Source organism: Rhizobium sp. WW_1 (assembly GCF_003610155.1).
Taxonomy (GTDB): domain Bacteria; phylum Pseudomonadota; class Alphaproteobacteria; order Rhizobiales; family Rhizobiaceae; genus Rhizobium; species Rhizobium tropici_A.
Genome location: NZ_RAIN01000011.1, coordinates 25,127 through 51,680 on the forward strand (window position 1 = coordinate 25,127; position 26,554 = coordinate 51,680).

Annotated in this window: 20 protein-coding genes; 6 read left to right on the forward strand and 14 right to left on the reverse strand. The window is 60.6% G+C overall.

Annotated elements, in window-relative coordinates; translation table 11 throughout:
* Positions 1 to 154: 154 nt before the first annotated feature.
* Entirely contained in the window at positions 155 to 1,471 is a 1,317-nt protein-coding gene (locus BJ928_RS26805; RefSeq protein ID WP_047633658.1) for an alpha-glucosidase/alpha-galactosidase, read from the reverse strand.
* Positions 1,472 to 1,581: 110 nt separating this feature from the next.
* Here BJ928_RS26805 and BJ928_RS26810 point away from each other — a divergent pair, with 110 nt between their 5' ends.
* Positions 1,582 to 2,454, forward strand: a complete 873-nt coding sequence (locus BJ928_RS26810) for a helix-turn-helix domain-containing protein (protein ID WP_047633657.1) — start codon at positions 1,582 to 1,584, stop codon at positions 2,452 to 2,454.
* Between the two features lie 3 nt (positions 2,455 to 2,457).
* Here the strand turns inward: BJ928_RS26810 and BJ928_RS26815 are convergent, their stop codons facing one another.
* The gene (locus BJ928_RS26815) at positions 2,458 to 3,609 is read right to left on the reverse strand and encodes an MFS transporter (RefSeq protein WP_047633656.1); all 1,152 of its coding nucleotides are present in this window, start codon (positions 3,607 to 3,609) and stop codon (positions 2,458 to 2,460) included.
* A gap of 287 nt (positions 3,610 to 3,896) precedes the next feature.
* Between BJ928_RS26815 and BJ928_RS26820 the strand changes: the two genes are divergently transcribed.
* Positions 3,897 to 4,802, forward strand: a complete 906-nt coding sequence (locus tag BJ928_RS26820) for a hypothetical protein (protein ID WP_147413943.1) — start codon at positions 3,897 to 3,899, stop codon at positions 4,800 to 4,802.
* Between the two features lie 137 nt (positions 4,803 to 4,939).
* On the opposite strand, the gene BJ928_RS26825 is transcribed toward BJ928_RS26820, so the two are convergent.
* Positions 4,940 to 6,151, reverse strand: coding sequence for an MFS transporter (locus BJ928_RS26825; RefSeq protein WP_052227807.1), 1,212 nt, complete (start codon positions 6,149 to 6,151; stop codon positions 4,940 to 4,942).
* Between the two features lie 12 nt (positions 6,152 to 6,163).
* A complete protein-coding gene (locus BJ928_RS26830) occupies positions 6,164 to 6,988 on the reverse strand; it encodes an aldo/keto reductase (protein ID WP_047633654.1) in 825 nt (274 codons plus the stop codon).
* Positions 6,989 to 7,152: 164 nt separating this feature from the next.
* Between BJ928_RS26830 and BJ928_RS26835 the strand changes: the two genes are divergently transcribed.
* A complete protein-coding gene (locus tag BJ928_RS26835) occupies positions 7,153 to 8,061 on the forward strand; it encodes a LysR family transcriptional regulator (protein ID WP_047633653.1) in 909 nt (302 codons plus the stop codon).
* A gap of 90 nt (positions 8,062 to 8,151) precedes the next feature.
* On the forward strand, positions 8,152 to 9,594 hold the full coding sequence (locus BJ928_RS26840; protein ID WP_063769466.1) for a GAD-like domain-containing protein: 1,443 nt from the start codon (positions 8,152 to 8,154) through the stop codon (positions 9,592 to 9,594).
* Between the two features lie 33 nt (positions 9,595 to 9,627).
* Here the strand turns inward: BJ928_RS26840 and BJ928_RS26845 are convergent, their stop codons facing one another.
* The 10 genes from BJ928_RS26845 to BJ928_RS26890 all read right to left on the reverse strand — a co-directional run bounded on the left by BJ928_RS26845 (position 9,628) and on the right by BJ928_RS26890 (position 24,472).
* The gene (locus BJ928_RS26845) at positions 9,628 to 11,220 is read right to left on the reverse strand and encodes a bifunctional aspartate transaminase/aspartate 4-decarboxylase (RefSeq protein ID WP_047633652.1); all 1,593 of its coding nucleotides are present in this window, start codon (positions 11,218 to 11,220) and stop codon (positions 9,628 to 9,630) included.
* A gap of 27 nt (positions 11,221 to 11,247) precedes the next feature.
* Positions 11,248 to 12,936 (reverse strand): aspartate-alanine antiporter, encoded by a 1,689-nt coding sequence (gene aspT, locus BJ928_RS26850; protein ID WP_047633651.1) that lies wholly within the window; start codon positions 12,934 to 12,936, stop codon positions 11,248 to 11,250.
* Between the two features lie 282 nt (positions 12,937 to 13,218).
* Positions 13,219 to 14,052 carry an ATP-binding cassette domain-containing protein gene (locus tag BJ928_RS26855; RefSeq protein WP_082011927.1) on the reverse strand — a complete coding sequence of 278 codons (834 nt, stop codon included), beginning with the start codon at positions 14,050 to 14,052 and terminating at the stop codon, positions 13,219 to 13,221.
* A 100-nt stretch (positions 14,053 to 14,152) separates the two neighbouring features.
* A complete protein-coding gene (fhuB, locus tag BJ928_RS26860; RefSeq protein ID WP_047633649.1) occupies positions 14,153 to 16,138 on the reverse strand; it encodes a Fe(3+)-hydroxamate ABC transporter permease FhuB in 1,986 nt (661 codons plus the stop codon).
* Entirely contained in the window at positions 16,135 to 17,037 is a 903-nt protein-coding gene (locus tag BJ928_RS26865) for an ABC transporter substrate-binding protein (RefSeq protein ID WP_052227806.1), read from the reverse strand. Before BJ928_RS26865 ends, fhuB begins: the two co-directional genes overlap by 4 nt.
* Positions 17,038 to 17,057: 20 nt before the next feature.
* Positions 17,058 to 19,421, reverse strand: a complete 2,364-nt coding sequence (locus BJ928_RS26870; protein ID WP_047633704.1) for a TonB-dependent siderophore receptor — start codon at positions 19,419 to 19,421, stop codon at positions 17,058 to 17,060.
* Between the two features lie 230 nt (positions 19,422 to 19,651).
* Positions 19,652 to 20,587 (reverse strand): FecR domain-containing protein, encoded by a 936-nt coding sequence (locus BJ928_RS26875; RefSeq protein ID WP_047633647.1) that lies wholly within the window; start codon positions 20,585 to 20,587, stop codon positions 19,652 to 19,654.
* A 95-nt stretch (positions 20,588 to 20,682) separates the two neighbouring features.
* Complete coding sequence (locus BJ928_RS26880) at positions 20,683 to 21,189, reverse strand: sigma-70 family RNA polymerase sigma factor (protein ID WP_047633645.1); 507 nt, start codon at positions 21,187 to 21,189, stop codon at positions 20,683 to 20,685.
* 273 nt (positions 21,190 to 21,462) lie between these two features.
* A complete protein-coding gene (cueR, locus tag BJ928_RS26885; RefSeq protein ID WP_047633644.1) occupies positions 21,463 to 21,912 on the reverse strand; it encodes a Cu(I)-responsive transcriptional regulator in 450 nt (149 codons plus the stop codon).
* Between the two features lie 55 nt (positions 21,913 to 21,967).
* Positions 21,968 to 24,472 (reverse strand): heavy metal translocating P-type ATPase, encoded by a 2,505-nt coding sequence (locus tag BJ928_RS26890; protein ID WP_047633643.1) that lies wholly within the window; start codon positions 24,470 to 24,472, stop codon positions 21,968 to 21,970.
* A 163-nt stretch (positions 24,473 to 24,635) separates the two neighbouring features.
* Here BJ928_RS26890 and BJ928_RS26895 point away from each other — a divergent pair, with 163 nt between their 5' ends.
* Both BJ928_RS26895 and BJ928_RS26900 read left to right on the forward strand, forming a co-directional pair.
* Positions 24,636 to 24,839: a heavy-metal-associated domain-containing protein gene (locus BJ928_RS26895; RefSeq protein WP_047633642.1), complete on the forward strand. Its 204-nt coding sequence runs from the start codon at positions 24,636 to 24,638 to the stop codon at positions 24,837 to 24,839.
* Positions 24,840 to 25,084: 245 nt separating this feature from the next.
* On the forward strand, positions 25,085 to 26,419 hold the full coding sequence (locus tag BJ928_RS26900) for an acetyl-CoA hydrolase/transferase C-terminal domain-containing protein (RefSeq protein WP_047633641.1): 1,335 nt from the start codon (positions 25,085 to 25,087) through the stop codon (positions 26,417 to 26,419).
* Positions 26,420 to 26,554 lie beyond the last annotated feature (135 nt).

Genomic DNA, 26,554 nt, shown 5'->3' on the forward strand with positions numbered 1-26,554 from the left:
TCGCTCAGATTTCCACCCAATAAGATCAATGTCAATCATAATTCTGATCTTTTATGATCTAATTTGAAGTTTGTCAGGTCCCATAAACAACAAGGCGCGGCTTCCTTTCGCGAGGAAACCGCGCTTGCGCGTGACGGCCCGATGCCGAATATGGCTAGTGATAGGCGGGCAGAAGACTGCCGTGCCGCTCGATCATGTCATCCACCATCTTCCAGATCTGATCCGGTGACAGCTCCGCCGACGTATGGGGATCGAGAAGCGCTGCCTGGTAGATGCGATCCCGCCTTTTCGTCAGTGCCGCCTCGACCGTCAGTTCCTGTACGGAAACGCTCAAGCGCATGACGGCAGCGAGCTGCGAAGGTATGCGCCCGATGCGGATCGGCTGAATGCCGTTGTGATCGACATGACAGGGCACCTCGACGATGCATTCGTCGGGCAGGTTCTGGATGAGGCCATTGTTCGGGACGTTTCCGTAGATCAGCGCAGGCTGGCCGCTGACGGCGGCATGAATGATGCCGGCTGCATATTCATTGCTGCGGCAAACATCGATCGGCTTGCCGCCTTCAAGATCGCGGCGCAGCTCGTGCCATTCGGCGATCTGGACCTCGCAGCGGCGGATATACTCATCCAGCGGAATGTTGAGCTGCGCGATCAGATCATTGCGGCCTTCCTTGATGTACCAGGACGTATATTCCGAAAAATGCTCGCTCGATTCCGTGACGAAGTGGCCAAGCCGTTTCAAAACGTCGAAACGGACGCGGTCGCCGGAAGGAACGCGCCCTTCCTCGGTCAGTGCGCGCAGGCGCGGATAGAGATCCTCGCGGCTGCCATCGGCCCGCAGCTTTTCATATTTGAGGAAGAAGGCGACATGGTTGATGCCGGCCGAGAGATAGTTGATATCGGCAATATCCTCACCGAGGCAATCGGCAAGATGGGCGGCGGTGTGCTGCACGCTGTGGCAAAGGCCGACGGTGCGAATGCTCGGGGCAATTTCCTTGATCGCCCAGCAATTGATCGCCATCGGGTTGACATATTGCATCAGGAGCGCGTTAGGGCAGACCTCTTCCACGTCACGGCAGATCGCTTCCAGCACGGGAATTGTGCGCAGCCCGCGGAAGATCCCACCGATCCCGAGCGTATCGGCGATGGTCTGCCGTAGCCCATGCCGTTTCGGAACTTCGAAATCGGTCACGGTCGCCGGCTTGTAGCCGCCCACCTGCATCATCAGGATGACGAAATCCGAACCCTGCAGTGCTTTTCGGCGATCGAGCGTCGCCTCGACGCGTACCTTGTCGAGATGAAGCGCCTCGCAGATGCGCTGCGCCACTATCTCGGAAGTCTTCAGGCGTTCAGGGTCGATGTCGAAGAGGCTGATGACGTAATCGCCACCGCTTTTGCTGGAAAGGACGTCGCCTAGAATATTCTGGGCGAAAACGGTGCTGCCGGCACCGATCAGGCAGATCTTTGGCATGGGAACTCTCCACAAGAGATGTCTGCGGAGTTAGATGCAGCATTTAAACTGGGATTTCCTCCTGCTAGTAAAGAAATTATTCCCGGATTCGCGCCAGAAAGCAGGCAACCGTGTCACGACTTCGCATATCCGCCGAGCGGGGAGCCCTGCTCGCATCGGAAGGTAATTTTCTGATCGAGCAGCATATCGCCGATGCGATGAATGCGGCGCATTGGCATGATCACGTCGAGCTGAACTTTCTGCTCGAAGGCGAGATGGCTTACATCTTCAATGGAAGGCAGGAACGCGTGGAGGCGGGGCGTCTGGTGCTTTTCTGGGCTGCCATCCCTCATAGGACGATTGCCGTGACGCCAGACGCGCCGCTCGTGTGCATCTACCTTCCGCTAACTGATTTCCTCGGTCTGCCGATCGATCGCAACGTCAGGCAGTCGATCATGCAGGGACGCTTTTCAGCGGATGCGCGTGCCCATGCCACGGATGCTATTCTCCTGCCTCAATGGGTGGAGGAGTGGCAATGCGGCGATGCCGCCCGGCGTCAATTGATCCGCGATGAGATCAAGCTCAGGATTAGGCGCTTCATCCTCGATATTCCGATCGGCGATCGCCCGATATCTCGCCAGTCCCAGGCATCCGGCGCCGGCATTGCCGTGGGTCGGGCCGAAACGCTGGCCGATCTGATCCATAGCCATTATTCCGAGCCGGTCAGCCTGCCGATGCTGGCGGGGCTTGCCGGAATGCATCCAAGCACAGCCAACAAGATTTTCCGCAGCGTACTTGGCATTCCGGTCAACGAATATCTCACGCGTTATCGCCTGGCGCGCGCGATGCAGCAGCTCGCCGAGACGGACACGCCAATCCTGCAGATCGCCTATGATTGCGGCTTCGGTTCCAGCAGCCGGTTTTACGATATTTTCAAGCGGCGAACGGGAACGACGCCGAGGCTGTTTCGCTCCTCTTTCTCGCGGGAAGGGGAGGTCGGGTAATCCTCATGCAAAGGCGCTGCGGCGCGTCGAAAGCGATCCGATGCCCATCAATGCGGCCAGGATGACTGGGATGCACACCAGATAGGCGGTGCGAATGCCCGCGTGCTCGGCGACGAATCCAAGCAATGGCGGCGCCAGGAAGAAGACGACGAAAGACATTTGTCCGAGGGCTGCGACGTTGATGTGGGCCGGGCGGTCGGTACGTTGTGCGGCAGCGGATACCACGAGCGGATAGACCGCGCTGCAGCCCGCGCCCATGAAGGCAAAGCCGACGAGCGCTACATTCGGATGCGGTGCCAGCCAGACGGCACAAAGCCCGGCGGTTGCAAGCAACAGCAGAGAAAGCGCAACCGAGCGGGAACCGTAGCGATCGACGAACCGGTCGGCAAACAGCCGCGCCAGTGCCATGAAGAAGGTGAACAGCGTCAGGCCGAGGCCGCCAACGAACGGCTCGACTTGGAACACGTCGCGCATGTAGATCGCCGACCAGTCGATGCCTGCACCCTCGACCAGGAACGCCCCGATGCCTATGACGCAGAGTGGCAACAAACCAAGCGTCGGCAACGCTATGTGGTGGGTCTCGACATGATCCTGCGTCGGACGCGCCGGCGCGTTGCGCATGCCGGCAATAGTGATGGAGCCGATGACGAGGACGAGGACGAATGTCAGGCCCAGATGCAGGTGCATCGTCACGCCCGCCTGCCGTATCACGGATGATACCAGGGCCGTCACGAAGAAGCCGAGGCTCCAGAAACCGTGGGCTCGGCTCATGACGCCGCGGCCGAGCTGCGCCTCAATGCGGTCGATCTCGACATTAAGGTTGATTTCGAGCGCGCCTGCCAACAGCCCCTCACAGAAGAGGACTGCGAAAACAAGGGGAGCTGCGCCCATCCATGGCACGAGCGCCAGGGATGCCGACGTGCCGAGCACGGTGATGAAGGCCGTCTTGCGGGCGCCAAGGCGGGCGACGATCGGGGGCGCGAAGGTGAGCGATATCAGCGCGCCGATCGCAGCACCGATCAGCGTCAGGCCAAGCTCGGATTTGTTGATCTGCAAGGCGTCCTGGAGATCGGGAAGGCGCGACAGCAACGCGCCCATCGAGACCGCAAAGAGAAAGAAGCAGACATAAATTCGCTGCTGCGGTTCAAGACGCATTTCCACGCTCCGGAGAATCTGGGCACGAGTGAGATGGAAAGGGTCTATCCGAAAGCAACCAGTGCTGGCAATACCGGCATCTTCAAATCATCAGACAAATTAGGTTGCCTGCCGATTTATCGAGCTCGCGATATAGGTCGGAAGCACAATCTACCGACTGGACAAATGAGTTTGCCGACCTAACTCCCCGGGTCGGACACGCAAAGATCGCATCGCTCTCCACGCTTTACCGGCGGGCGAGATTCCATCTTCATCCTTCGTCAACGAAATGAAACGGTAGATCAGATATGGGATTAGCACCTCTCACCAGGCCGATGGGCCAGACGCCGCAAACGGATTTGGACAGTTACAGGCTGATACCACTTTCCGGCTGCCCTGTTCTGGGGGGCGACACTGCATCGGGACTGCCATCGGGCGTGCTTTTCTCCGGTCGGTCGTTTGAAGCGTCAAGCGACAATTCCCTGTCCTGCTGTGGTCGCTACAGTCTGAGGAACAGCCTGCATCAGGGTGTTGCCGCACTCGGCAATGACGGCGATCTGATCTTTGCCGTCAACAGCTGGGTGAGCGGCCGTCGTTGCATGGTCATGGGTGCGTTCGATCCGGCAGGCAAGCCCGTTGCGCCGACCAAGTCCCAGCAGGATTGGCTCGGAAAGCATTTTCAGTCGCCCGAGCGTCCGATTGTTCTCGACACCAAGGCCAAGAGCGATATCGGTTTCAAGACGAATGGGCTCAATCCGAATGTCGGCGTCTATGTCGGCAACAAGACGATCATTTTCGATGTGCATGCCCGCCTTACGGATGGCAGCAAGCGCTCGCTTGAGGGCGGCGCGACGGTCACGACCGATTTCGACGGCAAGGTTCAGGATCAGGCTTTCACGCTGGCCGCCAAAGATGGCAAGGCTTCGCTTGGAGCCGGCTATGAGCGCAAGGGTACCCAGACCATAGAGACGGTGGAAGCGGCCTGGGACAAATGGTCGTTGGCGGGCAAGCGCTCCAGGAATGGAGCAAGCCGGGACCGTCAACTCGATCTCTCCTATCACCCTAACGACAAGATCACGATCAAGGCCTCCTGGAGACCGGACGTGAAGCCGCCGTCGACGCCGCCGCGCATAACCTCCTATTCGATCGCCAATCCGCCGGCTATTCCCAACTACAGCAATTACATGATCACGCTCGAGATCAAGTTGCCTTGAGACGCACGAGTGCGATCACATCAAGCCGCCCGCAGGTGGTAGTACCAGGCTGCGGGCGGCATGTTATTGGTGGCCAAACATCGAGAAGCTTTGATACTCCGCGCCTGATGTATGGCCCATGATGGTACGCGCGCTTGTCAAGCGCTGCAATTTGCCGCCAGTGACGACGATCTGCGCGTGCCGATCAACACCAGCACCAGGCCGACTGCCGCCAGCAGGCCACCGGCAATCGCGACGGCGGCATAGCCGAAGCCGAGGCTAATGACGGCGGCACCGGTGGCCGCTCCCAGAGCATTGCCGAGATTGAAGGCTCCGACATTGATGGAGGAGGCAAGCCCCGGCGCTTCCGCCGCTGCTTCCATGACCCGCATCTGCACTGGCGGGACAATGGCGAATGCTGCGCCACCCCAGACGAGAAGGCCGATTGCCGCGCCGATATGGCTGGTCATGGCCAACGGCAGGACGAACATGATAGCCGCAAGCAGGCCAAGGAAGATCTTGGTGGCGCCATCAAGCGACCAGTCGGCCAGGCGGCCGCCCAGCCAGTTGCCGATCGTGAAGCCGACACCGATCAACATCAGTCCGAGGGTTACGAAGCTGTTGGATGCACCGGTGAGCTCGGTCAGCGCCGGGGCAACGTAGGTATAGAGCGCGAACATCGCGCCTGCACCCATGACTGTCGTCGCCATGGCAAGCAGCACTGTCGGATGGGTGAGGACGGCAAGCTCCCGTCTCACGTTGGGCATTGCACCACGCTCGCCTTTCGGCAGGGCAAACCACAAGGCAGCGATGGCTGCGATGCCGATCAGCGCTGTTCCGGCGAAAGCCATGCGCCAGCCGATTGCCTGGCCAACCCAGGTGGCAGCCGGCACGCCGCCGATATTGGCGATCGTCAGCCCCATGAACATGGCGGCGACGGCGCTTGCCTGCTTTTCCTTCGGCACCACGCTTGCCGCCACGACGGCGCCGAGACCAAAGAAGGCGCCATGATTGAGACTGGTGACGAGCCGGGCAAGCAACAGTGTGAAGTAGCCGGGCGCCATGGCCGACATAAGATTGCCGATGGTAAAGATGCTCATCAGCAGGATCAGCGCAGTGCGTTTGCCGAAACGGCTGAAGGCGAGCGTCATGAAGGGAGCGCCGACCATGACGCCGATCGCATAGGCGCTGATCAGGAGGCCGGCGGTCGGGATCGAGACATCAACTCCTTTGGCAATCACCGGGAGAAGCCCCATCGGTGAAAACTCGGTCGTGCCGATGCCGAAGGCACCGATCGCAAGAGCGAGAAGTGCCCATTGCGCATGAGAGGATGTTTGGGCCTTTTCGGCCGTCGAAATCTGGGCGTTCATGTTGAAATCTCCTTAGACGTCCCATTCCGGAGCGAGGCCCGGCGGGCTGACGATCCGGCCATCCGGACGTGCGAGACTGGCGATGGCGGCCATATCCGCCTCGTCGAGGTTGAAGTCGAAGATCGCGATGTTCTCCTTGACGCGCTCTGGATTGGCCGTCTTGGAGAGCGCGATGTGGCCCTGTTCAATCAACCAGCGCAGCCCGACCTGCGCGGCGTTCTTGCCGTATTTGGCGCCGATCTGCTGCAGCAACTGATCCTTCGGCACCGCACCATCGGCCATGCCGTAGTAGGCGGTGATCGGAACGCCGCTTGCCTTGGCGGCGGCAACGAGCGCGTGCTGGGGTAGATAGGGATGGATCTCGACCTGATTTGTCACGATCGGCGTGCTGGAAAGCCTGGCCGATTCGCGCATCTGCGCGATATTCTGGTTGCTGACGCCGACGAAGCGGGTCTTGCCCGCCGCCTTCACCGTGTTCAGCATCTCGATCTGGTCGGCAATCGACACCTTGTCCGCCGGCCAGTGCAGCAGCAACAGATCGACGTGCCCGGTCTTGAGCTTGTCGAGGCTTTCATCGACCGAGGCGGCGAACTTGTCGACGCTATAGTTGTCCACCCAGACCTTGGTGGTCAGGAACAGGTCGTCGCGTTGCGTGCCAGCTGCCTCTAGGGCTCGCCCAAGTGCCGCCTCGTTCTGATAGATCTGTGCGGTGTCGAAATGACGAAAGCCGGCCTCCAATGCGGCCGGGATGACACGCTCCACTTCTGCGTCCGACATGCGGAAGACACCGAAGCCGAGGGCGGGAATGGTTGCGCCATGGGCGGTAACGCTTAGCATTGAAACTCCTTGCGAATATATCCTGCGGCTTCGCCGCTTTGGATGGATCGAGCGCCGCCATGGCGTTCGATTTCCTTGGGCTATGAAATAAGGGACATGTTCAGACTTGATAATCAGGCGAGTTTTCACATTATCTATGAAATGAAATCAAAGATGTGAGTCCCATGGATAATCGCGCGGGCGAAATGCAGGTGTTTCTTCGTGTCGTGGAGGCCGGCAGCTTCTCGGAGGCGGCACGCCTTTTGCGCATGACGCCATCGACTGTCAGCAAGCTGATCTCGCGCATCGAGGCTAGGCTCGGCGTGCGTCTGGTCGAGCGCTCGACACGGCGGCTGTCGCTGACCTTAGAAGGCCGAATCTACTATGAGCGCAGTCAGGCCCTGCTGCACGATCTCGACGAGGTCGAGCAGGAGCTGGCGCAGGGCGCGACCACGACGGGCGGCACGGTTCGGGTCAACATCTCCGTTGCCCTGGGTGTGCTCGGCCTGGAGCCGCTATTGCCGGAGTTCTGGCGGACCTATCCCAATGTCGTGGTCGACCTTTCACTATCGGACGAAATCGTCGACCTCTATCTCGACCGTACCGACATTGCTTTCCGGGTGGGGCCGCTGCCCGATTCAGGCATGATTGCAAGGCGCATCGGCATTGCCCGCCGCAAGATCGTGGCGGCACCGGACTACCTCGATCGATACGGGATACCGTGCTCGGTCGACGATCTCTCCCGACATAATTGCCTCGGGTTCAATTTCCGTCGCGTCGCGCCCGTCTGGCCGGTAAGAGAAAGCGGCCGCATCGTCGACCGTATGATGACGAGCTCACTGCTTGCCAATAACGGCGAAACCGTGCGCCGCATGGCGCTGGCGGGCGTGGGGCTTGCGCGCATGGGCGACTATCACGTGCGCGCCGATATAGAGGCTGGCCGACTTGTTGAAGTGCTTGCCGATGTCGTCGAGCCCGACGAGGAACAGATCCACGCGGTCTTCCTGGGCGGCGCGCGTATGCCGCAGCGCGTGCGCGTCTTCCTCGATTTCGTCGTGCCGCGCCTCCAGCAATTCCTCGATGCAGAAGCCTGAGCGTGTTGTCGCGATCAAGCAAACCGCGAAAGCGCATGCCTGAGCGATCGGGCATCTTGCCCGATGCCCACCGCCGTCCATATACAACCCATGTTTGATCGTCTTGTCCTTCCGTTTCGCCGCCCCGCTCTTCAGCGCTTCGTCGCAGTCCATCCGCCGTCGCGCCAGGTTTCCCGCGCTGACGGTGAGCTTATCGCTGCCTATGAAGGCATTCTTCCCGACAGCCTTCTCGAATTGTGGCGCCGGAAGGGGCTTGGATTCTATGGCGATAGGCAACTCGCCCTAATCGACCCGCGGCCTTGGCAGTCTGTACTCAACCGATGGATCGTTTCGCCGTCCGATGACGTGCGGCGCATCCCGATCGTGCTGACGCCCTTCGGCGTCCTTCTCTATTACCGCAAGCTGACGGCAACCGATGAGGATGTCGCCTTCATCGACCCTGTCTCGAAGAGAACGAGCGACCTGGCCTGGAGCCTAGATGAGTTCTTCAATCGGTTCCTTTGCGATGAACAATCGCTTGAATCGCTTATTTCTCCGGCATTGCTGCGGTCGGCACGGGAGGAGTGCGGAGCGCTCTCATCCGGCGAAGTTTACGAAATCGACCAGATGCTGTTTTCGATGCAGATGCTGCGGATCGCAAAGGTCGATGCTTTCGAGATGCACCGACGCCTTCGCGATGCCGTCGATCCGCCGAGGCCGACAGCCGAGAAGCCGACGACCGTGGCTGACGCCCTGCCGGTCGAGCATCGCTCGACATTCGAGAATATCGCGGACGGACAGGACTTAGCCGGCTTATACCTGTCTTCCTACAGCGACTGGCACAGGCTGCTGGCGCTTCGTCCGGACGGTCGTTACAGCCTGCTGTTCTGGCGCATCCATTATCGGAGCTTGGAACGCGTCGACGTGCGTTTCTACACCGGGACGTACGAAATCTCCCGCAACGCCGAAGGGGACGAGATCGTTGAGCTCGACATCATCCTGCGCGCCGGTTCTTCGGGTGGGGACGACAATGACGACCGCCTCGTGGTGATGCATTCGGGCGGAGCCAGCTTCCTCCTGCGTATCCACGATCTGGACCATATCGCGACGGCGATCGGCGGCTGGGACGAAATGGGGCGTAGCGAATATTATTTCCGCCGGATCACGCTGGATGAGGCTTTCCCTGAGGAATCGGACGACAGCCTGCCGGCGCCGCCCTTTGCCGATCTTCCACGCGTCCTGCAGGTACTGGTTCATGTCGAGCCGCTTCGTCCCACTATCACGCATGTGGAGGAGCCGGACCTCGATGAAGAAGACGACGGCGAAGGCACGGTCATGTGCACGCTCGATCTCGGCGAAGAGGATGGCTTGCGCTTCAACATGCCGCTCTACTCGCCTCCCGACACCGACCGCCAACTTAAAGGCTGGGTCTGGAAGATGGCTCCCCACGCATGCAAGGTCGGCGTCAAATATCGACGGGGCGAGGACGGTGCGATCGAACACGGCCCGGCTGTCGGCGACATATTGACGACCCGTGCGCCGGGCGAGCGCTAAGGGGTTGAATGGGCACAATGCCCATTCAGAGCCTCACTTCGACGGCTTTTTCTTGAATTCCGCATGATACTCGTCCGCCATCTTGCGAAGCGACCGGCCGATCGCCGCATATTCGTATTCATTGAGATTGGCCAGCGAAGCACGGCCGGAAGGCTGCTGAGTGCCGAAGCCGCGGCCGGGCAGGAGCACGATACCTGTTTCGTCGGCGATGCGGAACAGAAGCTCGTTGGCGGAGAACTTCTTCTTCACCCATTTGGCGAAGTCGGCGCCATAGAGTTTTAGCGCAATGTCCTCCAGATCGAGAAGCGTGTAATAGTCGACCGAGTTCGGATTGTCGGTCACCGGGATGCCGAGCTCGCGGTAAAGAGTGGCCTCGCGCTTGCGAATGACCTTCTTGAGGGTCGATTTATAGACATCGTTCTCGTCCATCAGCGCAAACAGCGAGAAGAACACCAGCTGGACCTGCTGCGGCGTCGAAAGGCCGGCGGTGTGGTTCAGCGCGACGGTGCGGCTGTCGGCGACCAGACGGTCGATGAATTTCAGCTTGCTGACGTCAGGCAGCAGCGAGCCGTAGCGGCGGTCGAGCGCCGTCTTCGTTGCCTTCGGCAAGGCGCGCAGCCTGTCGTCCAGAACATTCTTCTGATGGGTTGCGACGACGCCGAGACGCCAGCCGGTGGCGCCGAAATATTTCGAGAAGGAATAGACGAGGATCGTGTTGTTGGGGCAGGTCGCAAACAGCGAGCGGAAATCGTCGGCGAAGGTGCCGTAGACATCATCCGTCAGAATGATCAGATCCTGCCTGTGGTTCTTGACGATGTCAGCGATCCTGTCGAGGCTGCGGTCGTCGAGCTTTACCGAAGGCGGGTTGCTCGGATTGATGCAGAAGAAGATCTTGATCGCCGGATCCTTCAGCTTGTCGAGTTCCTCATCGCTGTATTGCCAGCCGTTCTTCGGATCGGCGTTGATCGCCACCTCCGTGAGGCCGTATTCGTCGAGTTCAGGGATTTCGATATAGGGGGTGAATACCGGCAGACCGATCGCCACCTTGTCGCCCTTGCTGACGATGCCGTTCTGCTTCAGCGTGTTGAAGATATAGGTCATGGCGGCCGTGCCGCCTTCGACCGCGAATAGATCGATACTGTCGCCCGTCAGCGAGCCGCCGATCATTTCCTTGACGATATATTCCCGGACGATCTGCTCGCTGATCTTCAGCATGCGCGGCGGCACCGGATAGTTGCAGCCGAGGATGCCTTCGACCATCTCATGCAGAAATTGCGAGCCGGAGAGGCCCAGCTGGTCGCGGACATAGCTCAACGCACGCTGCAGGAAGGCGACCCCCGCCTGATCGCGGTTTTCGCTGGTGAAGCGCTCGAAGCGCGCCTCGATGCCATCGATATTGGGCAGGCCGCCGATCCATTTCTGCATATAGGAATAGGAAAGCTCGGCCTCCGCGGCGGCAAAGAGCCCGAGGCGAAAGAAGGCACGGCGCGGCAGTGTCGCCATGAAGTTCGGATTGCCGCGACCGGCGTTCAGCATGGTGCGATTTTCTCTGGCCGAAGCCAGTTTAATAAGCTCGTCCTTGAGCTCGAAGGGGCTCAGTTTCGCAAACTTGCTGTAGTCGGTCATGGTTCTCTCCTTGCTCGGTGGAGCATGTCAGACGAAGGCGACGACGAGGGGGCCAAGCAGCGTCAGGAAGACATTGGCCAGCGCATAGGTTATAGCGAAGGGCGTGGTGGGAACGCTGTTGCCGGCCTTGTCGAGAATTTCGCCGAAGGCCGGGTTGGCGCTGCGCGAGCCCGAAAGGGCACCGGCAAAGATCGCCGTGTTGTCATAGCGCAGCACGTAGCGCCCGAAGAGCATGGTGATGATGAGTGGCAGGATGGTGACGACCACGCCGATCAGGAACAGCGAAATTCCGCTTTGCGCGATCGTGCTCACCGCCTGTTGCCCGGATTGCAGCCCGACAACAGCGACGAAGCCGGCAAGGCCGAGATCGCGCAGCAATGTGGAAGCTCCCGTCGGCATGTTGCCGATCGCCATGTTGCGGCTGCGATACCAGCCGAAGACGAGGCCTGCGAGCAATGCGCCGCCGCCGCTGCCGAGCGTCAACGGGATCGAGCCGATGCGCAGAACCAGAAGCCCGACGAGCAGGCCGACCACGATCCCAAGTCCGTGAAACACGAAATCCGTCTTGTCGCTCGGAACGATGACCGTGCCGACCTGCTTGGCGATGCGCTGCAGATCCTCACGAAGCCCGTGGATAGTTACCACGTCGCCGGCGGCGATGCGGGTGTCAGCGAGCAAATTGAGCGGACTTCCGCCGCGTTTGACCTGCAGGACGAAGACACCGTGACGCAAGTCCTTCGTCGCTTCGATGATTTCGGCCACCGTATGGCCGGCAAAGTCCTTGTTGGCGATCACGACATCCTGGGTCGTCACCACCATGTCCATCCCTTCGGACGATTGCAGCTCCGGTCCGATCGCTGCCGCCATTTCGACGACCCCGGCGCGCCGCCCGACCACGAGCACGATATCGTCGGCCTGCAGCTTCAGATCCGGTTCGACGCCGATGATCGTTCCGGCGCGTTTGACCCTTTCGATGGCGATGGTGGAGCCTGCGCCTGCGCCCGTCTCGATTTCGGCGATCGAGCGACCGGCGGCTTCCCGGACCTGGAAAAGGCGCCCCACAAGGTCAGGCAAGGCGGCAGCCTCACCGGTGCCGTAAAGCTTGGCTCCGGCCAGAAGGGCCGCCTCGGCCTTGACCGCGTCGTCGCGGATGCCGCGACCCATGAACCAGGGAAGGATGTTGACGCAGACGATGATCGCGCCGAACGAGCCGAAAATATAGGTTACGGCATAGCCGATGGCGACATTCGCCTGCAGGCGCTGCGCCTCATCGGCGGCCAGGCCGAGTTTGCCGATCGCCGAACTTGCCGTGCCGATGATGGCCGATTGCGTCAGTCCGCCGGCCGCCACGCCCGCTGCGAGCCCCTTGTCGAGCCCGAACATTTTGGAAAGCACGATGACGGTCAGAAGGCCGCTGATCGCAAGCACGGCAGCCATCAAGATCTCGCGGATCGACTGGCGCCCCAGCGAGCGGAAGAATTGCGGCCCGCTCTCGAAACCGACGGCATAGATGAAGAGGGCAAACAGCACTGTCTTGATGCCGTTGTCGATGGTGATGCCGATCTGGCTGAGGACGACGGCAACCAGAAGTGATCCTGCTACACCGCCAAGCTGGAACTTGCCGAACTGGAACTTGCCGATCCAATATCCGATCGCCAGGGAAAGAAAGAGAGCGATCTCGGGAGCTTGGTGAAAAATAGACCCTAGAAACGTCATCTGTTCCCCCGTCTTCCAAGTCTCGTCGATATGGTCGGATTAGAAGCAAGGGTTGCATTGCTGTCAAGAAAGACTTTTAGAAAAAGCTTAATAAGGACGAAACGAAGAGACCGGGTATTTGGCGCCATCCCAGGATGGCGCGCCAGAAGGCTTTAGGCCCTGCAGACACGGCAAACTTTGTATGGTGGAGTTTCTCCAGGCGCACCGTTCGCTGGGATGCCCAACGAACGCAATCTGCCGGCAGAGGCAGATCTCCGGCCAATATGTCGGCGAACCTGTCGATTAGACCGGTATCGCTATCGGGTGCCCGGATGCCGGATGCTGGACGATATCCATATCGAGGCCGTAGATCGCCCGCAGCTTCTCGGAGGTAAGGATATCCTCCGGTGGGCCATCGGCGATGATCCTGCCTGAATGTAGGGCAATGATGTGGTCGCAGAAGCGAGCCGCCATATTGACGTCGTGCAAGACGACGACGACGCCGAGACCCTTGGCATGGCTGAGGCTCTGGACCAGTGACAGCACCTCGATCTGATGCGCGATGTCGAGGGCGGAGATGGGCTCGTCGAGCAGCAGGCATTCGGCATCCTGCGCGACAAGCATGGCAAGCCAGACGCGCTGGCGCTCGCCGCCGGAAAGCGTGTCGACGAGGCGATCGGCCATGCCGGTGATGTCGGTGAGCTGCATGGCCTCTTCGACCTTGTCACGATCGGTCTGGCCGAAACGGCCGAGCGCCCCGTGCCAGGGATAACGCCCGAGCGCCACGAGTTCGCGCACCAGCATGCCGGCCGCCGCTGGTGTCGCCTGCGGCAGATAGGCGACCTTGCGGGCAAAAGCGCGATCGCCCCAATCGGCCAAGGGCTTACCTTCGAAGCGGATGGAGCCGCTTGCCGGAGGCTGCTGGCGTGCCAGCAGTTTCAGCAGCGTCGACTTTCCAGAACCATTGTGGCCGATGAGGCCGACCGTGCGCCGCGGGGCAAGCGACAGGCTCAGCGGCTGCAGCAGCGTGCGCCCCGATATAGCAAAGGAGACGGCATCGAGCTGGAAGAGCGCCTCGCCATTCAATGTCGAAACGCCTGCCGGAGCTAGCCGCGGTGCTTCAGAGGCAGTCGTCATCATCTTATCGTCCTTTATCACTTCGCCGCATTCGGCCGCAGATGGCTGCGTATGCGTCCTAGCAAGAGATTGGTCCTGCTCGCTACAATTATTCTTGAGTTTAGTGCACTTGTTTTCGCATCAGCCAGAGGAAATAAGGGCCGCCGATCAGGGTAGCGACGATACCGACCGGCAACTGGTTCGGAAACAACGCGACACGCCCGATGAAGTCGGCAAGGATCGTAAGTGCGGCACCGGCCATTGCCGCGGCGATCATGTGCGCAAGCGCGCGTTGGAAGCCGAGTGTGCGTGCGATGTGTGGCGCCATCAGGCCGACGAAACTGAGCGGGCCGATCAACAGCGTTGCCGCAGCAGCCGTAATGGCGGACAGGAGCAGGAGTGCGGTCCGGCTGACGGATATGTTGAGACCGAGGGCTTTCGAGGATGGAGCGCCCAGCGGCAATAGATCGAGCCAACGGCTAAAGAACGGCGCGATCAGGAGCGCGATGATTGCGACGGTGACGGCGATTTCGGCCTGCATCGGAGTGGTGCTGTATGTGGAGCCCGCCATCCACTGCAAGACGCCGTAGACTTTCGGCAGGCCGGTGCCGAGCAGCACGGCAATCAGCGCCGCAAACGCCGTATTGATCGCGATGCCGAAGAGAAGCACATGGTCCGGATTGTAACGGCTGCGCCGCGCCATCAGCAGAACCGTGATGAGGCTGACGACGGCACCGGCAGCGGCTGCTCCCAATTGCGTCAGCGGCGTGAAGGCCGGCGCCAAGAGAACGAGCAGGAGGATACCGACGGCAGCGCCGGTGCTGACGCCGATGACTTCGGGGCTTGCCATCGGATTGCCGGTCATGCGCTGGATGATCGTTCCCGAGAGGGCGAAGAGGATGCCGGCTGCGGCCGCGGCGGCCAGGCGAGGCAAGCGCCAAACCAGCAGCGATTGCATCTTCGCGGGGGACGCGAAGCTCCATCCGGAAAGCGAGGGGCCGAGAGAGAGCGAAATCCAGATTAGCAACGCCAATAGGGCAGCGGTGAGCGCCAGATAGAGAAGGGGACGCTGATTGCGCCGTTCCGTGGGCGGCGGCGCAGGTGTTTCCACGATGCGCAGCCGTCCCAGGAAGATGGCGATGAGGGGAGCGCCGAAAAGTCCGGTCGCGGCACCGGCAGGTATCTCCCGCATGAAGTTAGCGGCTTGCTGCAGGGCCTCGTCGGCAGCAAGCAACAGGATCGCGCCGATGATGGTGCTTGCGATCATCCGCTGCGGCAGTCTGCGAGCCCCGCTCGCACGGGCGATAAACGGTGCTGCAAAACCGACGAAGCCGATGACGCCGACTGCGCTGACCGTGAAGGCGGCGAGCATGACGGCAAGCACGATCGACAGCAGGCGCACGGAGGAAAGCGACAGGCCAAGCGATCTCGCTCCTTCGTCGTTCAACGACAATAGATTCAGCGGCCGCGCGAGAAGTGCCGCGCCGAGGACGCCGGCGACCGCGCAAGGGGCAAGGCGAGAAACGGCCGACCAGTCGTTCTGGGTCAGCGAGCCGCTGGCCCAGACAAACAGTCCGCTCATTCCCATGCTGTAGGAGAGGCTGACGGCGGCGGAAATCGCGCCGCAGACGAAGGTGATGACGAGACCTGCGAGGATCAGCGATATCGGCGCAAGGCGATGCGGCCATGCAATCAAGAAGACGAGCGCAAAAGCCGACAAGCCGCCGGCAAGGGCAATCAGCTCGCGCGCAGACGATGCGAGTGCTGGCGCCCAGAGGCCGGCAACCGCTAGGGCAAGATAGGCGCCCGCCGAGACGCCGAGCGTCGAGGGGTCGGCGAGCGGCGTGCGCAACACCTGCTGAAAGATCACGCCGGACAGGCCGAGCACACCGCCCGCGACGAGGGCGATGACGAAGCGTGGCAGGACGCTGTCGTGAACGAGAACCTGCGTATAGGAATTGAGATCCGGGCTGGCGAGCACTTGCCACCAGTCCTGGAAGGGTAGCAGGCCGGAAATCCGCGCCGCCGCCGAAACGATGGCGGCTGCAAAGAGCACGGCGACGATAATGGCCGGGCCCGGGCGAAGCCTGTCTTGCGTCGAGATCATGGCGCATCACCCTTTTCACCCAGGGCCGAGGTCAGAAGGCGTGAGAAGCGCATTGCGGATGGCAGACCGCCAGAGCCGAGTACGGCCGGCAGGAGGTGCAGCCGTCTTTCGCGAACGAAGGGAAAGGTCCGCCACAGGCGGTTTTCCGTCAGCCGAGCTGCCATTCCAGGCATGACCGGACTATCGAGTAGGATCATGGTGGCGTCGCCATAGGCTCCGAGTTTTTCCAGCCCGACAATGTTGAATTCTCCTCGGATCGTCGTGTCGGCATTGGTCAGCCCGCATCGCCGCAGCACGCCGCCATAGAGGCTGTCGGGACCGAAGAGGCTCACATGCCTGTTATCCAGCGGGCTTGCGACGAGCAGAGGTATGCTCGCTTGGCCGGAGAGGCGTTCGGTCGTGGCGGCCAGCTCGCCTCGGGTAGCGTCTACCAGACGCTTGCCCGCATCGGCAGCGCCGATCCTGTCTGCGAGCCCGAGCGTGGCCTTCTCGGCTATTTCCAGCACGTCCGGCGCGGGCTGAAAGAGGGTGGTGCCGTAGACGGGCGCGATACGCTGCAGCATAGGCGCGGCCTGTTGTAGCATTGGCGTTGCGACGATGAGCTGCGGAGCAAGCGCCTGGAGAAGCTCGAAATTCGGGGTAAACAGCAGACCCACATCGACCACGGAATCCGGAAGAACGGGATCAACCACGTAGCGGGCATACCAGGCGGGAGCCGGCACGCCCACCGGAACGACGCCGAGACTGACGAGCGTTGCGGCGATCCCCCAATCCAGCGCAGCAATGCGAGAGACGGGGCCAGCCGATGGACCGGGTAAGGCGGCAGCTTTCAGGGGGAAGCCGCCTGCCCAAGAGGCTGCAATGCCAGCCAATAGCGCGCGACGGCTGATGCCGGCCATCGGCGCCCTTGCGAATCCCCTCACCATTTATACCCGAGCGTTGCAAAGACGGTGCGGCGCATGCCGTAGACGCAGCCGATCGCGGTGCAATCGCTGACGAACTTCTTGTCGAACAGATTGGATACGTTCAAGGCGAATGTGGCTCCGCGCATCTCGTTCGAGAGTTTCCCGAGATCGTAGTTCAGCGCCGCGTCGAATACTATATGGTCCGGTATCTTCGCGGTATTGGCATTGGTCGTATAGCGGCTGCCGATGTAGCGGGCGCCGAACCCGAGGCCAAGCCCGTCGACCGCACCGTCCTGGAATTTGTAATCAGCCCACAACGAGGCGGTGTTTGCCGGCAGGTTAGCAATCCGGTTGCCTGCCGTCCCGTCGCTCGCCTTCAAGATCTCGTTATCCAGATAGGCGTAGGAAGCCGTGACGTTGAGCTCGTCCGTGAGGCTTGCGACGGCGGAAACCTGCGCGCCTCGGCTTCTGATTTCGCCGACCTGCGTCTGGACGACCGGCGCCGTCAACGTCTGGGTCACGTAATTCTGCTGCGTCAGATCATAGAGTGAAGCGGTTATGAAGCTATCGAAGCCCGTCGGCTGATATTTGAAGCCGACTTCATATTGCTTGCCTGTGGTCGGCTTGAAGGGGTCGCCGGTCGGGCCGACACCGATCGTTGGGCTGAAGGAGGTGGCATAGCTCACATAGGGCGCGAAGCCATTGTCGAAGAGGTAGGTGAGCCCGGCTCGCCAGGTAAAGGCGTGATCGTTCTGGCTCGTGCTGGTGCCGTTCAGGTAATTATTGCTATCGGTCGCTGCCCAATCCTGGCGGGCGGAAAGCAGGAGTGCCCATTTGTCGAACTTGAGCTGGTCCTGTGCGTAGAGACCGAATTGGCTTTGCCTCTGCTTCGCATTCTGGAACACCGGCGGCGTCGTGACCGGTTGGGTATAGTCGGGATTGTCGAGATCGAGCGATGGTCCGGCGCCATAGCGGGTGAAATTGTTCCAGTTCTTGTACTGATAATCGAGACCGAACAGGGCTTTGTGCGCGACGGCTCCGGTGTCGAAATCCGCCTCGGCCTGGTTGTCGATCCCAAGCGTGTTGAGCTGTTCCTGTGCAGTGTAGGCCGTCCGGTTCAACGTGTGGCCGTTGGCGGCGAGCGATGCAGGCTGCAATTCCGCATAGTCGACGCTCATATGCTGGAAACGCAGGTTCTGCCTGACGGTCCAGACATCGTCGAAACGATGTTCGAACTCGTAGCCGATGCTCTCCTGCTGGCGGCGCATGTGATCGAAATCCTTGTCCCCTGTGAAGAGGTCGGTCGGGAAATAGGTGCCGAGGCTTGTCGGAACGAGTGTTCCCGTCGTCGGCAGACGGCTCCAGAAACCGCCCTTCGGATCGTTGAGGTAGTCGCCGAGGATGGTAAGCTTGGTGTCTTCATCCGGCTTGATCGTGACGGCGGGCGCGATCTCGATGCGCTCTTCGCGCTGGTTTTCGACCTGCGTACCTGTCGTGCGTCCCAGCCCCGTCAGGCGATAGAGCAGCGTGCCGTCGTCGTTTACCGGTCCGCTGAAATCGAAGGCAGCCTGGGCACGGTTGTAGCTGCCGCTTTGCAGCTGGATTTCGTGAAGCGGCTCATCGGTCGGCTTCTTGCCGACCAGATTGAGAATGCCGCCAGGCGAACCCTGACCATAAAGAACGGAAGATGGGCCCTGCAGGACTTCGATACTGTCGAGGAAGAAGGGGTCGACCTTCGGCGCGCTCCAGGTTCCCTGCTGCAGCTTGAGGCCGTTGTAATATTGATCGACCTGGAAGCCGCGAATGAGAAAGTTGTCCAGCCGGTTGTCCGGGCTATCCGGCGTGGTGATGCCAGCGGAGTAGGCGATGGCCTGACGAACGGTCTGCGGCTTTTGAACTTCGAGTTGCGCTTTGGTCACCACCTGCACGGATTGCGGCGTTTCCAGCAGCGGAATATCCGTCTTCGATGCGACGCTGCCGTTGGTGGAGATAAAGCCGTTCTCCTTGCCCGCCTGCACGACAATGGGAGCAAGCGCCGTCGCCCCATCGGCGGCCCCAGAACCGGTAGCCGTGCCTGTCGGCTTGGAAATCGTCACCGTCGACGCGTTGGTGAAATGGTAGATGAGACCCGATCCCGCCAGGATCTTTTGCAACGCTTCCGTTCTGGTAAGAGATCCCTGGGCACCCTTGGAGCTTATTCCACGTGCAAGGTCGGCGCTGAAGAACAGCTGGACGCCCGTGACCTTGGAGAATTGAACGAGGGCCTGGGATAACGGCTGCGGCGCGATGTCGTATGAAACGCGACCGGTCTTTTCCGCGGCCTGGGCAAATGACGGGGTCGGCACGAAAGCAACGGTGCAGAGCGCGGTTGATACCATGAGTACAATCGCCAGCGAGCGGCTTTGCCGCAAGCTGCCCGCAGTGTTGTCCTGTCCTGATTCCTGATTTCCGTTAACGCGGTACCGCATCGCCCCACCTGCATCCTGCTTCCCGCCCATCGCGGGATTTCTGTTCGAGAGGGTCACGGATTGCTTCCCTCGAAACCTTAGACACCAGGAGGGCCGGAGCTAATGAATGAGTTGAGAAAAAAATTCATGTTTTTGCAATGTTAGCCGGCGCGATAGACCAGCGTGACATAGTTGGCGGCATTGAGGAGGCGAATGCCAAGCGTGTCGGCGATCGTCTGCAGGGCGCTTTCAGTGTGCTTTGTTTCGAAGATCGCGGTTACGGGTGTGTCTCCGATGCTCTCGCTCATGAGGATAATGCGGCCACGCCGATAGCGCTCCAGCTCGGCCAACACGCGCCTCAAGGGAACGTCCTGGAAGACGATGCGATCGCTGCGCCATGCCTCCACGGTATCGAGGCTCGCCTGGATCGGCTCGCCGAGCCTGCCACCGCCATAACTGACCTGCCATCCTTCTTCCAGCTGCAGATTGGCAAGGCTCTCCGTCTGCACCTGGACGGCATGTTCGCTGACTGCGACGGTGACGATATCCTCGACGAACTTCAGATCGAATTTCGTTCCCAGCGCCCGTGTCGTCCCGCCACCGGCCTGTACGAGAAAGGCGCGTTTCGGATCTGGGGAAACGTCAAAGAATCCTTCGCCGCGGTAAAGCTCGATGCGCCGTTCGGTCCCGGTGAAGAAGGTCGAGAGCGCCGAATAGCTGCCGAGCTCGATGGAGCTGCCGTCTTGCAGGCGGATCGTCCGGCGTTCGCCGATGTCCGTCGTATATTCGGCAAAGAGACCCGGCTGGCTCAGGGCATAAAGGCTGCCCGCTCCACCAATGAGCGCGATTGTGCCCAGCATGACGTTGCGTCGTGATAGCAGCGATCGGCCGCGGCGCAGCCGGTCGAACTCCGGCTGCATGATATCGAAACGGGCCCAGAGAGCCTTTGCATGCTTCCAGGCGGCGGCGTGTGCGTCATCGGCCGCGAGCCAGGCCTCGAACGCCTGCCGATCGGCGGCCGTGACCTTTTCGTCGCGCATGCGTACGAACCATTCCAAGGCTTCCATGACGATCGGATCGGTCGCGTCCTCGCTCATATCGCTCCAAAACCGAGAGGTTTCCCGCTCGATGTGCCATTGCTCTTAATCTTCATGACACTCCTACAGCGCAATCTAATGAACCGAGGGCCAGATTATTTGCCGCCGATTTTCCGATCGAGATCGGCCAGCGCAATAACGATGTGCGAAATGACGGTATTACGGGAAATGCCAAGGCGTACCGCGATCTCGTCGTAGCTCATGCCTTCGAATTTATTGAGGACAAAGGCTTCCCGCCTTTTGGGTGGAAGAGAGGCGACGGCCTGAAGCACCCGGCGTAGCTCGCAGCGATAGACCACCGTCATTTCGGGAGAGGGCTGCAGGTCCGGTATGGCGTGGAGTTCGGCGTCCGAAACCCCGACCTCGTTGTGCCGCTTGAGATCACGCAGGTGATTGAGCGCGAGATTGCGCGCCGTCGCTCTCAGATAGGCCGGGCAATTGTCGATATTGCCGCCGTCTACGGCTGCCAGTAATTTGACGAAGGTTTGATGGACAAGGTCTTCCGTTGTCGTCCTGCTGCCGACAAGGCGTCTGACAAGCCGACGCAATCGCCCCTGTTCCGACGTATACAAGCCGGCAATGTCTATGGTCTTGGCATTCATCAACTGCGTCCGGACTAGGAGCGGGTAAAGCCCATCACTCGGCAGTAGGTGATCGATAAAATCCTTGCAATCTCAATATTTTAGAGCGTTTCTAAAGTTGAGGACGCCGATATGGGGCTAAACCTGACATGAGGGAATAAGTCCTTGCTTTCATTCGATTTGCTCTATTTTAATCGAGTATTTATCTATACTAAAATCCTCATGTTTTTAGGCGTCTGTTGCCGTTCGGCAACGCGGTTGCCTGTCGTCGTCATGGTATTGTCGGCGTGATCCTCATTGCAGAGGACGCGCGATCGCGCCAGTTCGAGGCTGGATCGACAGGTTTTCGTCCTCGCGATCCGTCTCGAGCCGTTGCAGGATCGGGCAATGCGGACGATGGTCGCCGTGGCAGGAATTGACGAGCATGGTCAACGTATGCTCCATGTCCTGCAGGTCGGCGATCTTCTTCTTCAGCGCTTCGATATGGCCTTGCGCCAGGCGCTTGACCTCGGCGCTCTGGCGGGTTTCGTCGCGCCAGAGTTCAAGGAGTTCGCTGATTTCGGCGACCGCAAAGCCGAGATCGCGCGCCCGGCGGATGAAGCGCAGCATGTGGACGTCGGTATCGGAGTAGTCGCGATAGCCCGATGCGGTTCTGCCGGCGGCCGGAATGAGGCCGGTTTCTTCGTAGTAGCGGATCATCTTGGCCGAAACGCCCGATGCCTTGGCTGCCTGTCCGATATTCATGAATGCTCTCCTGACATGGAGCAGCCGGCCCGAAAGGCCCGGCTGCAGACGGTTGTTAGTCTACGACCTTGAAACGGCGCAGCCGCAGCGCATTGCCGAGCACGAAAACACTCGACAGGGCCATGGCGCCGGCGGCAAAGACCGGCGAGAGCAGGATGCCGAAGGCCGGATAGAGCGCGCCGGCGGCGACCGGGATCAGAGCCGTATTATAGGCGAAGGCCCAGAACAGGTTCTGCCTGATGTTGCCGATCGTCGCCTTGGACAAGGAGATGGCGTTAGGCACGCCCTGCAGGCTTCCCGACATCAGGACGACATCGGCCGCCTCAATGGCGATATCCGTGCCTGTGCCGATGGCAAGGCCGACGTCGGCCTCGGCCAGAGCCGGCGCATCGTTGATGCCATCGCCGACGAAGGCCACCTTGCCGTACTGGCGCTTCAACCGACGAACCGCCTCCACCTTGCCGTCGGGCAGTACTTCGGCCACGACCTCATCGATGCCGAGCCGTGCGGCGATTGCCTTGGCGGTGCGGGCATTGTCGCCGGTGATCATAGCGACCTTCAGGCCGAGATCGTGCATTGCCTTGATCGCTGCCGGCGTCGTCTCCTTGATCGGATCGGCGACCGCAATGATCGCCGCGAGCCTGCCGTCGATTGCCACATAGAGCGGCGACTTGCCCTGGTTGCCGAGGCGTTCGGCAGTGGCGGAAAAGCATGCAACGTCAAGCCCAAGCTCGGCCATGAAACGGTCGGCGCCGATCTCGATGCGCTTGCCGCCGGCCTGTGCCCGGACGCCGAAGCCCGTCACCGATTCAAAGTTCGACACGTCCGGCAGCACCAGATTTTCCGAAGCGGCTGCTTCGACGATCGCCCGGGCGATAGGATGTTCCGACTTGGCCTCCACTGTCGCAACCAGGCTCAACACGTCGGAGCGGTCGAAACCCGCTGCCAGTTCCAGATCGGTCAGCGCCGGTTTGCCTTCGGTCAGCGTGCCCGTCTTGTCGACGGCGACGACGCTCGCATCCTTGAGCAGCTGCAAGGCTTCGCCCTTGCGGAACAGCACGCCCAGCTCCGCTCCGCGACCGGTGCCGACCATGATCGAGGTGGGGGTGGCAAGCCCCATGGCGCATGGGCAGGCGATGATGAGGACGGCAACCGCATTGACCAGCGCGAAGGTGAGGGCGGGCGAGGGGCCAAAATAGAACCAGGCGGCAAAGGTCGCGGTAGCCACGACCATCACGGCCGGCACGAACCACATGGTCACCTTGTCGACCATAGCCTGGATCGGCAGCTTTGACCCTTGGGCTTCCTCGACCATGCGGATGATCTGCGACAGCACCGTATCGCCGCCGACGGCGGTGGCGCGGAGGGCAAAGGCGCCTTTCTGGTTGACCGTGCCGCTGACGACTTCGCTACCTGCCGTCTTCAGGACCGGGATGGGCTCGCCTGTTATCATCGATTCGTCGACATAACTTTCACCCTCGATCAGTTCTCCGTCGACCGGGACCCGCTCGCCGGGGCGGACCTCGACGATGTCGCCGGAGACGACTGAGTCGATCGGCAGATCGATCGCCTTGCCGTCGCGGCGAACACGCGCCGTCTTGGCCTGAAGATTGACCAAGCGCTTGATCGCTTCGGACGTGCGCCCCTTGGCCCTGGCTTCGAGCAACCGCCCGAGCAGGATCAGCGTGACGATGACGGCGGCGGCTTCGAAATAGACGTTGATCGTGCCAGACGGCAGCAGGCCGGGTGCGAAGGTCGCGACCAGCGAATAGCCGTAAGCCGCCAGCGAGCCGACCGCAACCAGCGAGTTCATGTCTGGTGCAAGGTGAAGGAGAGCTGGAAGCCCCTTTTGATAAAAGCGGATGCCGGGCACGAAGAGGACGAGCGTTGTTAGCGCAAGCTGAATATACCAGCTCCACTGCATCCCGATCGTTTCCGCGATCAGACCGTGGACGCCGGGGATGAGGTGCGATCCCATTTCCAGCAGAAAGACCGGTGCCGTCAATATTGCGGCGATGGCAAAATCGCGGGTGAGTTCCCGACGTTCGGCTTCTTTCCTTTTCGCACGTCCGGCTTCGTCGTCTTCGATCTCGCCGGGTGCGGTGGCGCCGATCGCCTTCGCCTCGTAGCCGGCGTCTTCGATTGCCGCGATCAGGTTGGTGACATCGGCAGATCCCTTGATCGTCGCCCGTTCCGTCGCGAGATTGACGGCGGCTTGCGTGACGCCGGGCACAGCCCTCAGGGCGCGTTCCACCCGGCCGACGCAGGATGCGCAGGTCATTCCTTCTACCAGGAGCTCGATGAAGCTGGTGGATGAGGCTGGCTTCGTGGGCACCGAATAACCGACATCTTCAACGGCTTCGACAAGCTTGGCATGGTCGACCGTGCCGCTCGTTGTGAGGCTTGCCCGCTCGGTGGCGAGATTGACCGACACGGTCTCGACGCCGGGTACAGCCTTTAAGGCTTTCTCGACGCGGCCGACGCAAGATGCGCAGCTCATGCCCTCGATGGGGAGGGTTATTGCAGCAGATAGATCTGTCTTTCGAACGGGGGCATTCATAGCCGCCTCCTTAATCCTATTCCGAAATTCGAGTTCGGATTGAAGATGGAGCTTCCAACCATGGGAAGGTCAATAGCATTTTTTTCGTCGTGTGGCACTTGACCTTCCCATGGTTGGAAACCCCACTTTGAACGCCGTGAGATCAAAACCAAGGAGATTTCTCATGGACCTCAAAATCGAAAACATGACCTGCGGCGGCTGTGCCAGATCGGTCACCAAGGCGATCCAGTCCGTCGATCCCGCAGCCAGGGTCGAGGCCGATCCCGCTACCCGCACGGTCAAGGTCGACACGACCGCGACAGGCGCTGCCCTTCGCAAAGTGCTGGAAGAGGCCGGCTATCCGGCGAATTTGGATCATCTGGGATAGCGATGATGGTCATGCTCTTTTCGAATGTCGCCGCAAGCATGCCGCGATGCTTAGGAATGGGGCCGATTTCACTTTTGCCTGCGCGAGCCTGATGTTCGGCTCTTGCGCAGGCAGCAGGTTACGCGCTTTTATGTAAGCGCGTTCTACTGCAGCGAAAGTGTTCGCAGCCGCCTCGGAGGAGGGCAGCTGCGATCCCGCAGTGGATGCCGATTTGTGCTGGCAGTGGCATTCAAGGGGAGGATTCGATGGCCGACAATTATCAGACGCAGTATCGCGAACGCGTGCGTCCCGCACATGAGGCCGTTGCCTTGATACCGTCGGGTGCGAAGGTCGCGATGCCGATCGCCGCCGGTCAGCCGCCTGCCATCCTTGCTGCATTGGCCGATCGTGCCCGGGCCGGGGCAGTGGAAGACGTCCGGCTCTATTATCTGTTGTGTACGGGTGTAGCCGGCTCCAGCGTATTTGAGTTCGAGCTGCGCGACCGCATCATCCCGATGAGCTATTTTCATGGAGGGGTGGACCGCGCACTCGACAAGAAGCGCATGGCGGAAATGTTGCCCGCCGGCGAACTTGTCCCCTGTCATTTCAGCCAGGTGCCGCGCTCGCTTGTCGAGCATGTCGGCGTCGATACGTTGGTCGCGACTGTTTCGCCCATGGATGCGGAGGGTAATTTCAGCCTCGGCGCCAGTACGGATTATGCGCTTGCAGTTGCCCGCAAGCCGGGAGCCCGGCTGATCCTCGAGGTCAATCCCAGCATGCCCTACGTGCGCGGCAATTGCATGATCCCCGTGTCGAATGTCGCGGCCCTTGTCGAGAATGACGCAAGCCTCCCGGCGCTTCCTGCCGCGCCCCGTTCGGAAGTAGACGATACCATCGGCGCGATCATTGCAGGGCTCGTGGATGATGGTGATTGCCTGCAGATGGGCATCGGTGCGCTGCCCGATGCGGTTTGCGCCGGCCTTTCCCAGCATCGCCATGTCGGCATCCATACCGAAATGATGACATCGGGGCTTGCCGCTCTGGTCAGGGCAGGCGTGGTCGACAACAGCCGCAAGCAGATCCATGTCGGACGAACGATCTTCACCTTTGCGCTGGGTGACAAGCCGCTCTACGATTTCCTGAACAACAATCCGGATGTCGAAGCGCATCCCGTCGACTATGTGAACAATCCGTTCGTCATCGCGCAGAACGACCGGATGGTGTCGGTCAATGCGACGATGCAAATCGATCTCAATGGGGCCTGCAATTCTGAATTCGTCAATGGAAGGCAGTTCAGCGGATCGGGCGGTCAGGTGGATTTCGTGCGTGGCGCCTATGCTTCGCGTGGCGGCCGCTCGATCATCGCCTGTCACGCGACGGCGGCCAAGGGAACGCTTTCGCGGATCGTTCCAACGCTGACAGGCCCGGTGACGACGTCGCGCAACGATATTCACATCGTCGTCACGGAATATGGCTGGGCCAATCTCAAGGGTAAATCTGTAGCCGAACGGGCAAAGGCGCTGATCGGGCTTGCTCATCCCGATTTCCGCGAGGAACTGGACCGGGCAGCCCATCAGGCGGGGCTTTACGGACGGGACTGATGCTATTTCGCCAGCGGCGAACGCGAGATCATCGGTCTCGCTCGAACAATAAGAAGGACCCGGAGGGAAACCGGATCCTTCCGGCTTTGATCGGAGGTCAACCGATCATTTTGAGAAGCCTGATGGATCGGTACA

Excerpts from the sequence above, each read along its gene's own strand:
- BJ928_RS26865 (WP_052227806.1), bottom strand. The coding sequence starts at position 17,037 with ATGGCCGGCATCAGCCGTCGCGCGCTATTGGCTGGCATTGCAGCCTCT.
- BJ928_RS26840 (WP_063769466.1), top strand. The coding sequence starts at position 8,152 with ATGTTTGATCGTCTTGTCCTTCCGTTTCGCCGCCCCGCTCTTCAGCGC.
- BJ928_RS26880 (WP_047633645.1), bottom strand. The coding sequence starts at position 21,189 with ATGAATGCCAAGACCATAGACATTGCCGGCTTGTATACGTCGGAACAG.
- BJ928_RS26900 (WP_047633641.1), top strand. The coding sequence starts at position 25,085 with ATGGCCGACAATTATCAGACGCAGTATCGCGAACGCGTGCGTCCCGCA.
- BJ928_RS26820 (WP_147413943.1), top strand. The coding sequence starts at position 3,897 with ATGGGATTAGCACCTCTCACCAGGCCGATGGGCCAGACGCCGCAAACG.
- BJ928_RS26835 (WP_047633653.1), top strand. The coding sequence starts at position 7,153 with ATGGATAATCGCGCGGGCGAAATGCAGGTGTTTCTTCGTGTCGTGGAG.
- BJ928_RS26870 (WP_047633704.1), bottom strand. The coding sequence starts at position 19,421 with ATGGTATCAACCGCGCTCTGCACCGTTGCTTTCGTGCCGACCCCGTCA.
- BJ928_RS26855 (WP_082011927.1), bottom strand. The coding sequence starts at position 14,052 with ATGACGACTGCCTCTGAAGCACCGCGGCTAGCTCCGGCAGGCGTTTCG.
- BJ928_RS26890 (WP_047633643.1), bottom strand. The coding sequence starts at position 24,472 with ATGAATGCCCCCGTTCGAAAGACAGATCTATCTGCTGCAATAACCCTC.
- fhuB (WP_047633649.1), bottom strand. The coding sequence starts at position 16,138 with ATGATCTCGACGCAAGACAGGCTTCGCCCGGGCCCGGCCATTATCGTC.
- BJ928_RS26830 (WP_047633654.1), bottom strand. The coding sequence starts at position 6,988 with ATGCTAAGCGTTACCGCCCATGGCGCAACCATTCCCGCCCTCGGCTTC.
- BJ928_RS26815 (WP_047633656.1), bottom strand. The coding sequence starts at position 3,609 with ATGCGTCTTGAACCGCAGCAGCGAATTTATGTCTGCTTCTTTCTCTTT.
- BJ928_RS26895 (WP_047633642.1), top strand. The coding sequence starts at position 24,636 with ATGGACCTCAAAATCGAAAACATGACCTGCGGCGGCTGTGCCAGATCG.
- aspT (WP_047633651.1), bottom strand. The coding sequence starts at position 12,936 with ATGACGTTTCTAGGGTCTATTTTTCACCAAGCTCCCGAGATCGCTCTC.
- BJ928_RS26805 (WP_047633658.1), bottom strand. The coding sequence starts at position 1,471 with ATGCCAAAGATCTGCCTGATCGGTGCCGGCAGCACCGTTTTCGCCCAG.
- BJ928_RS26825 (WP_052227807.1), bottom strand. The coding sequence starts at position 6,151 with ATGAACGCCCAGATTTCGACGGCCGAAAAGGCCCAAACATCCTCTCAT.
- BJ928_RS26845 (WP_047633652.1), bottom strand. The coding sequence starts at position 11,220 with ATGACCGACTACAGCAAGTTTGCGAAACTGAGCCCCTTCGAGCTCAAG.
- BJ928_RS26875 (WP_047633647.1), bottom strand. The coding sequence starts at position 20,587 with ATGAGCGAGGACGCGACCGATCCGATCGTCATGGAAGCCTTGGAATGG.
- cueR (WP_047633644.1), bottom strand. The coding sequence starts at position 21,912 with ATGAATATCGGACAGGCAGCCAAGGCATCGGGCGTTTCGGCCAAGATG.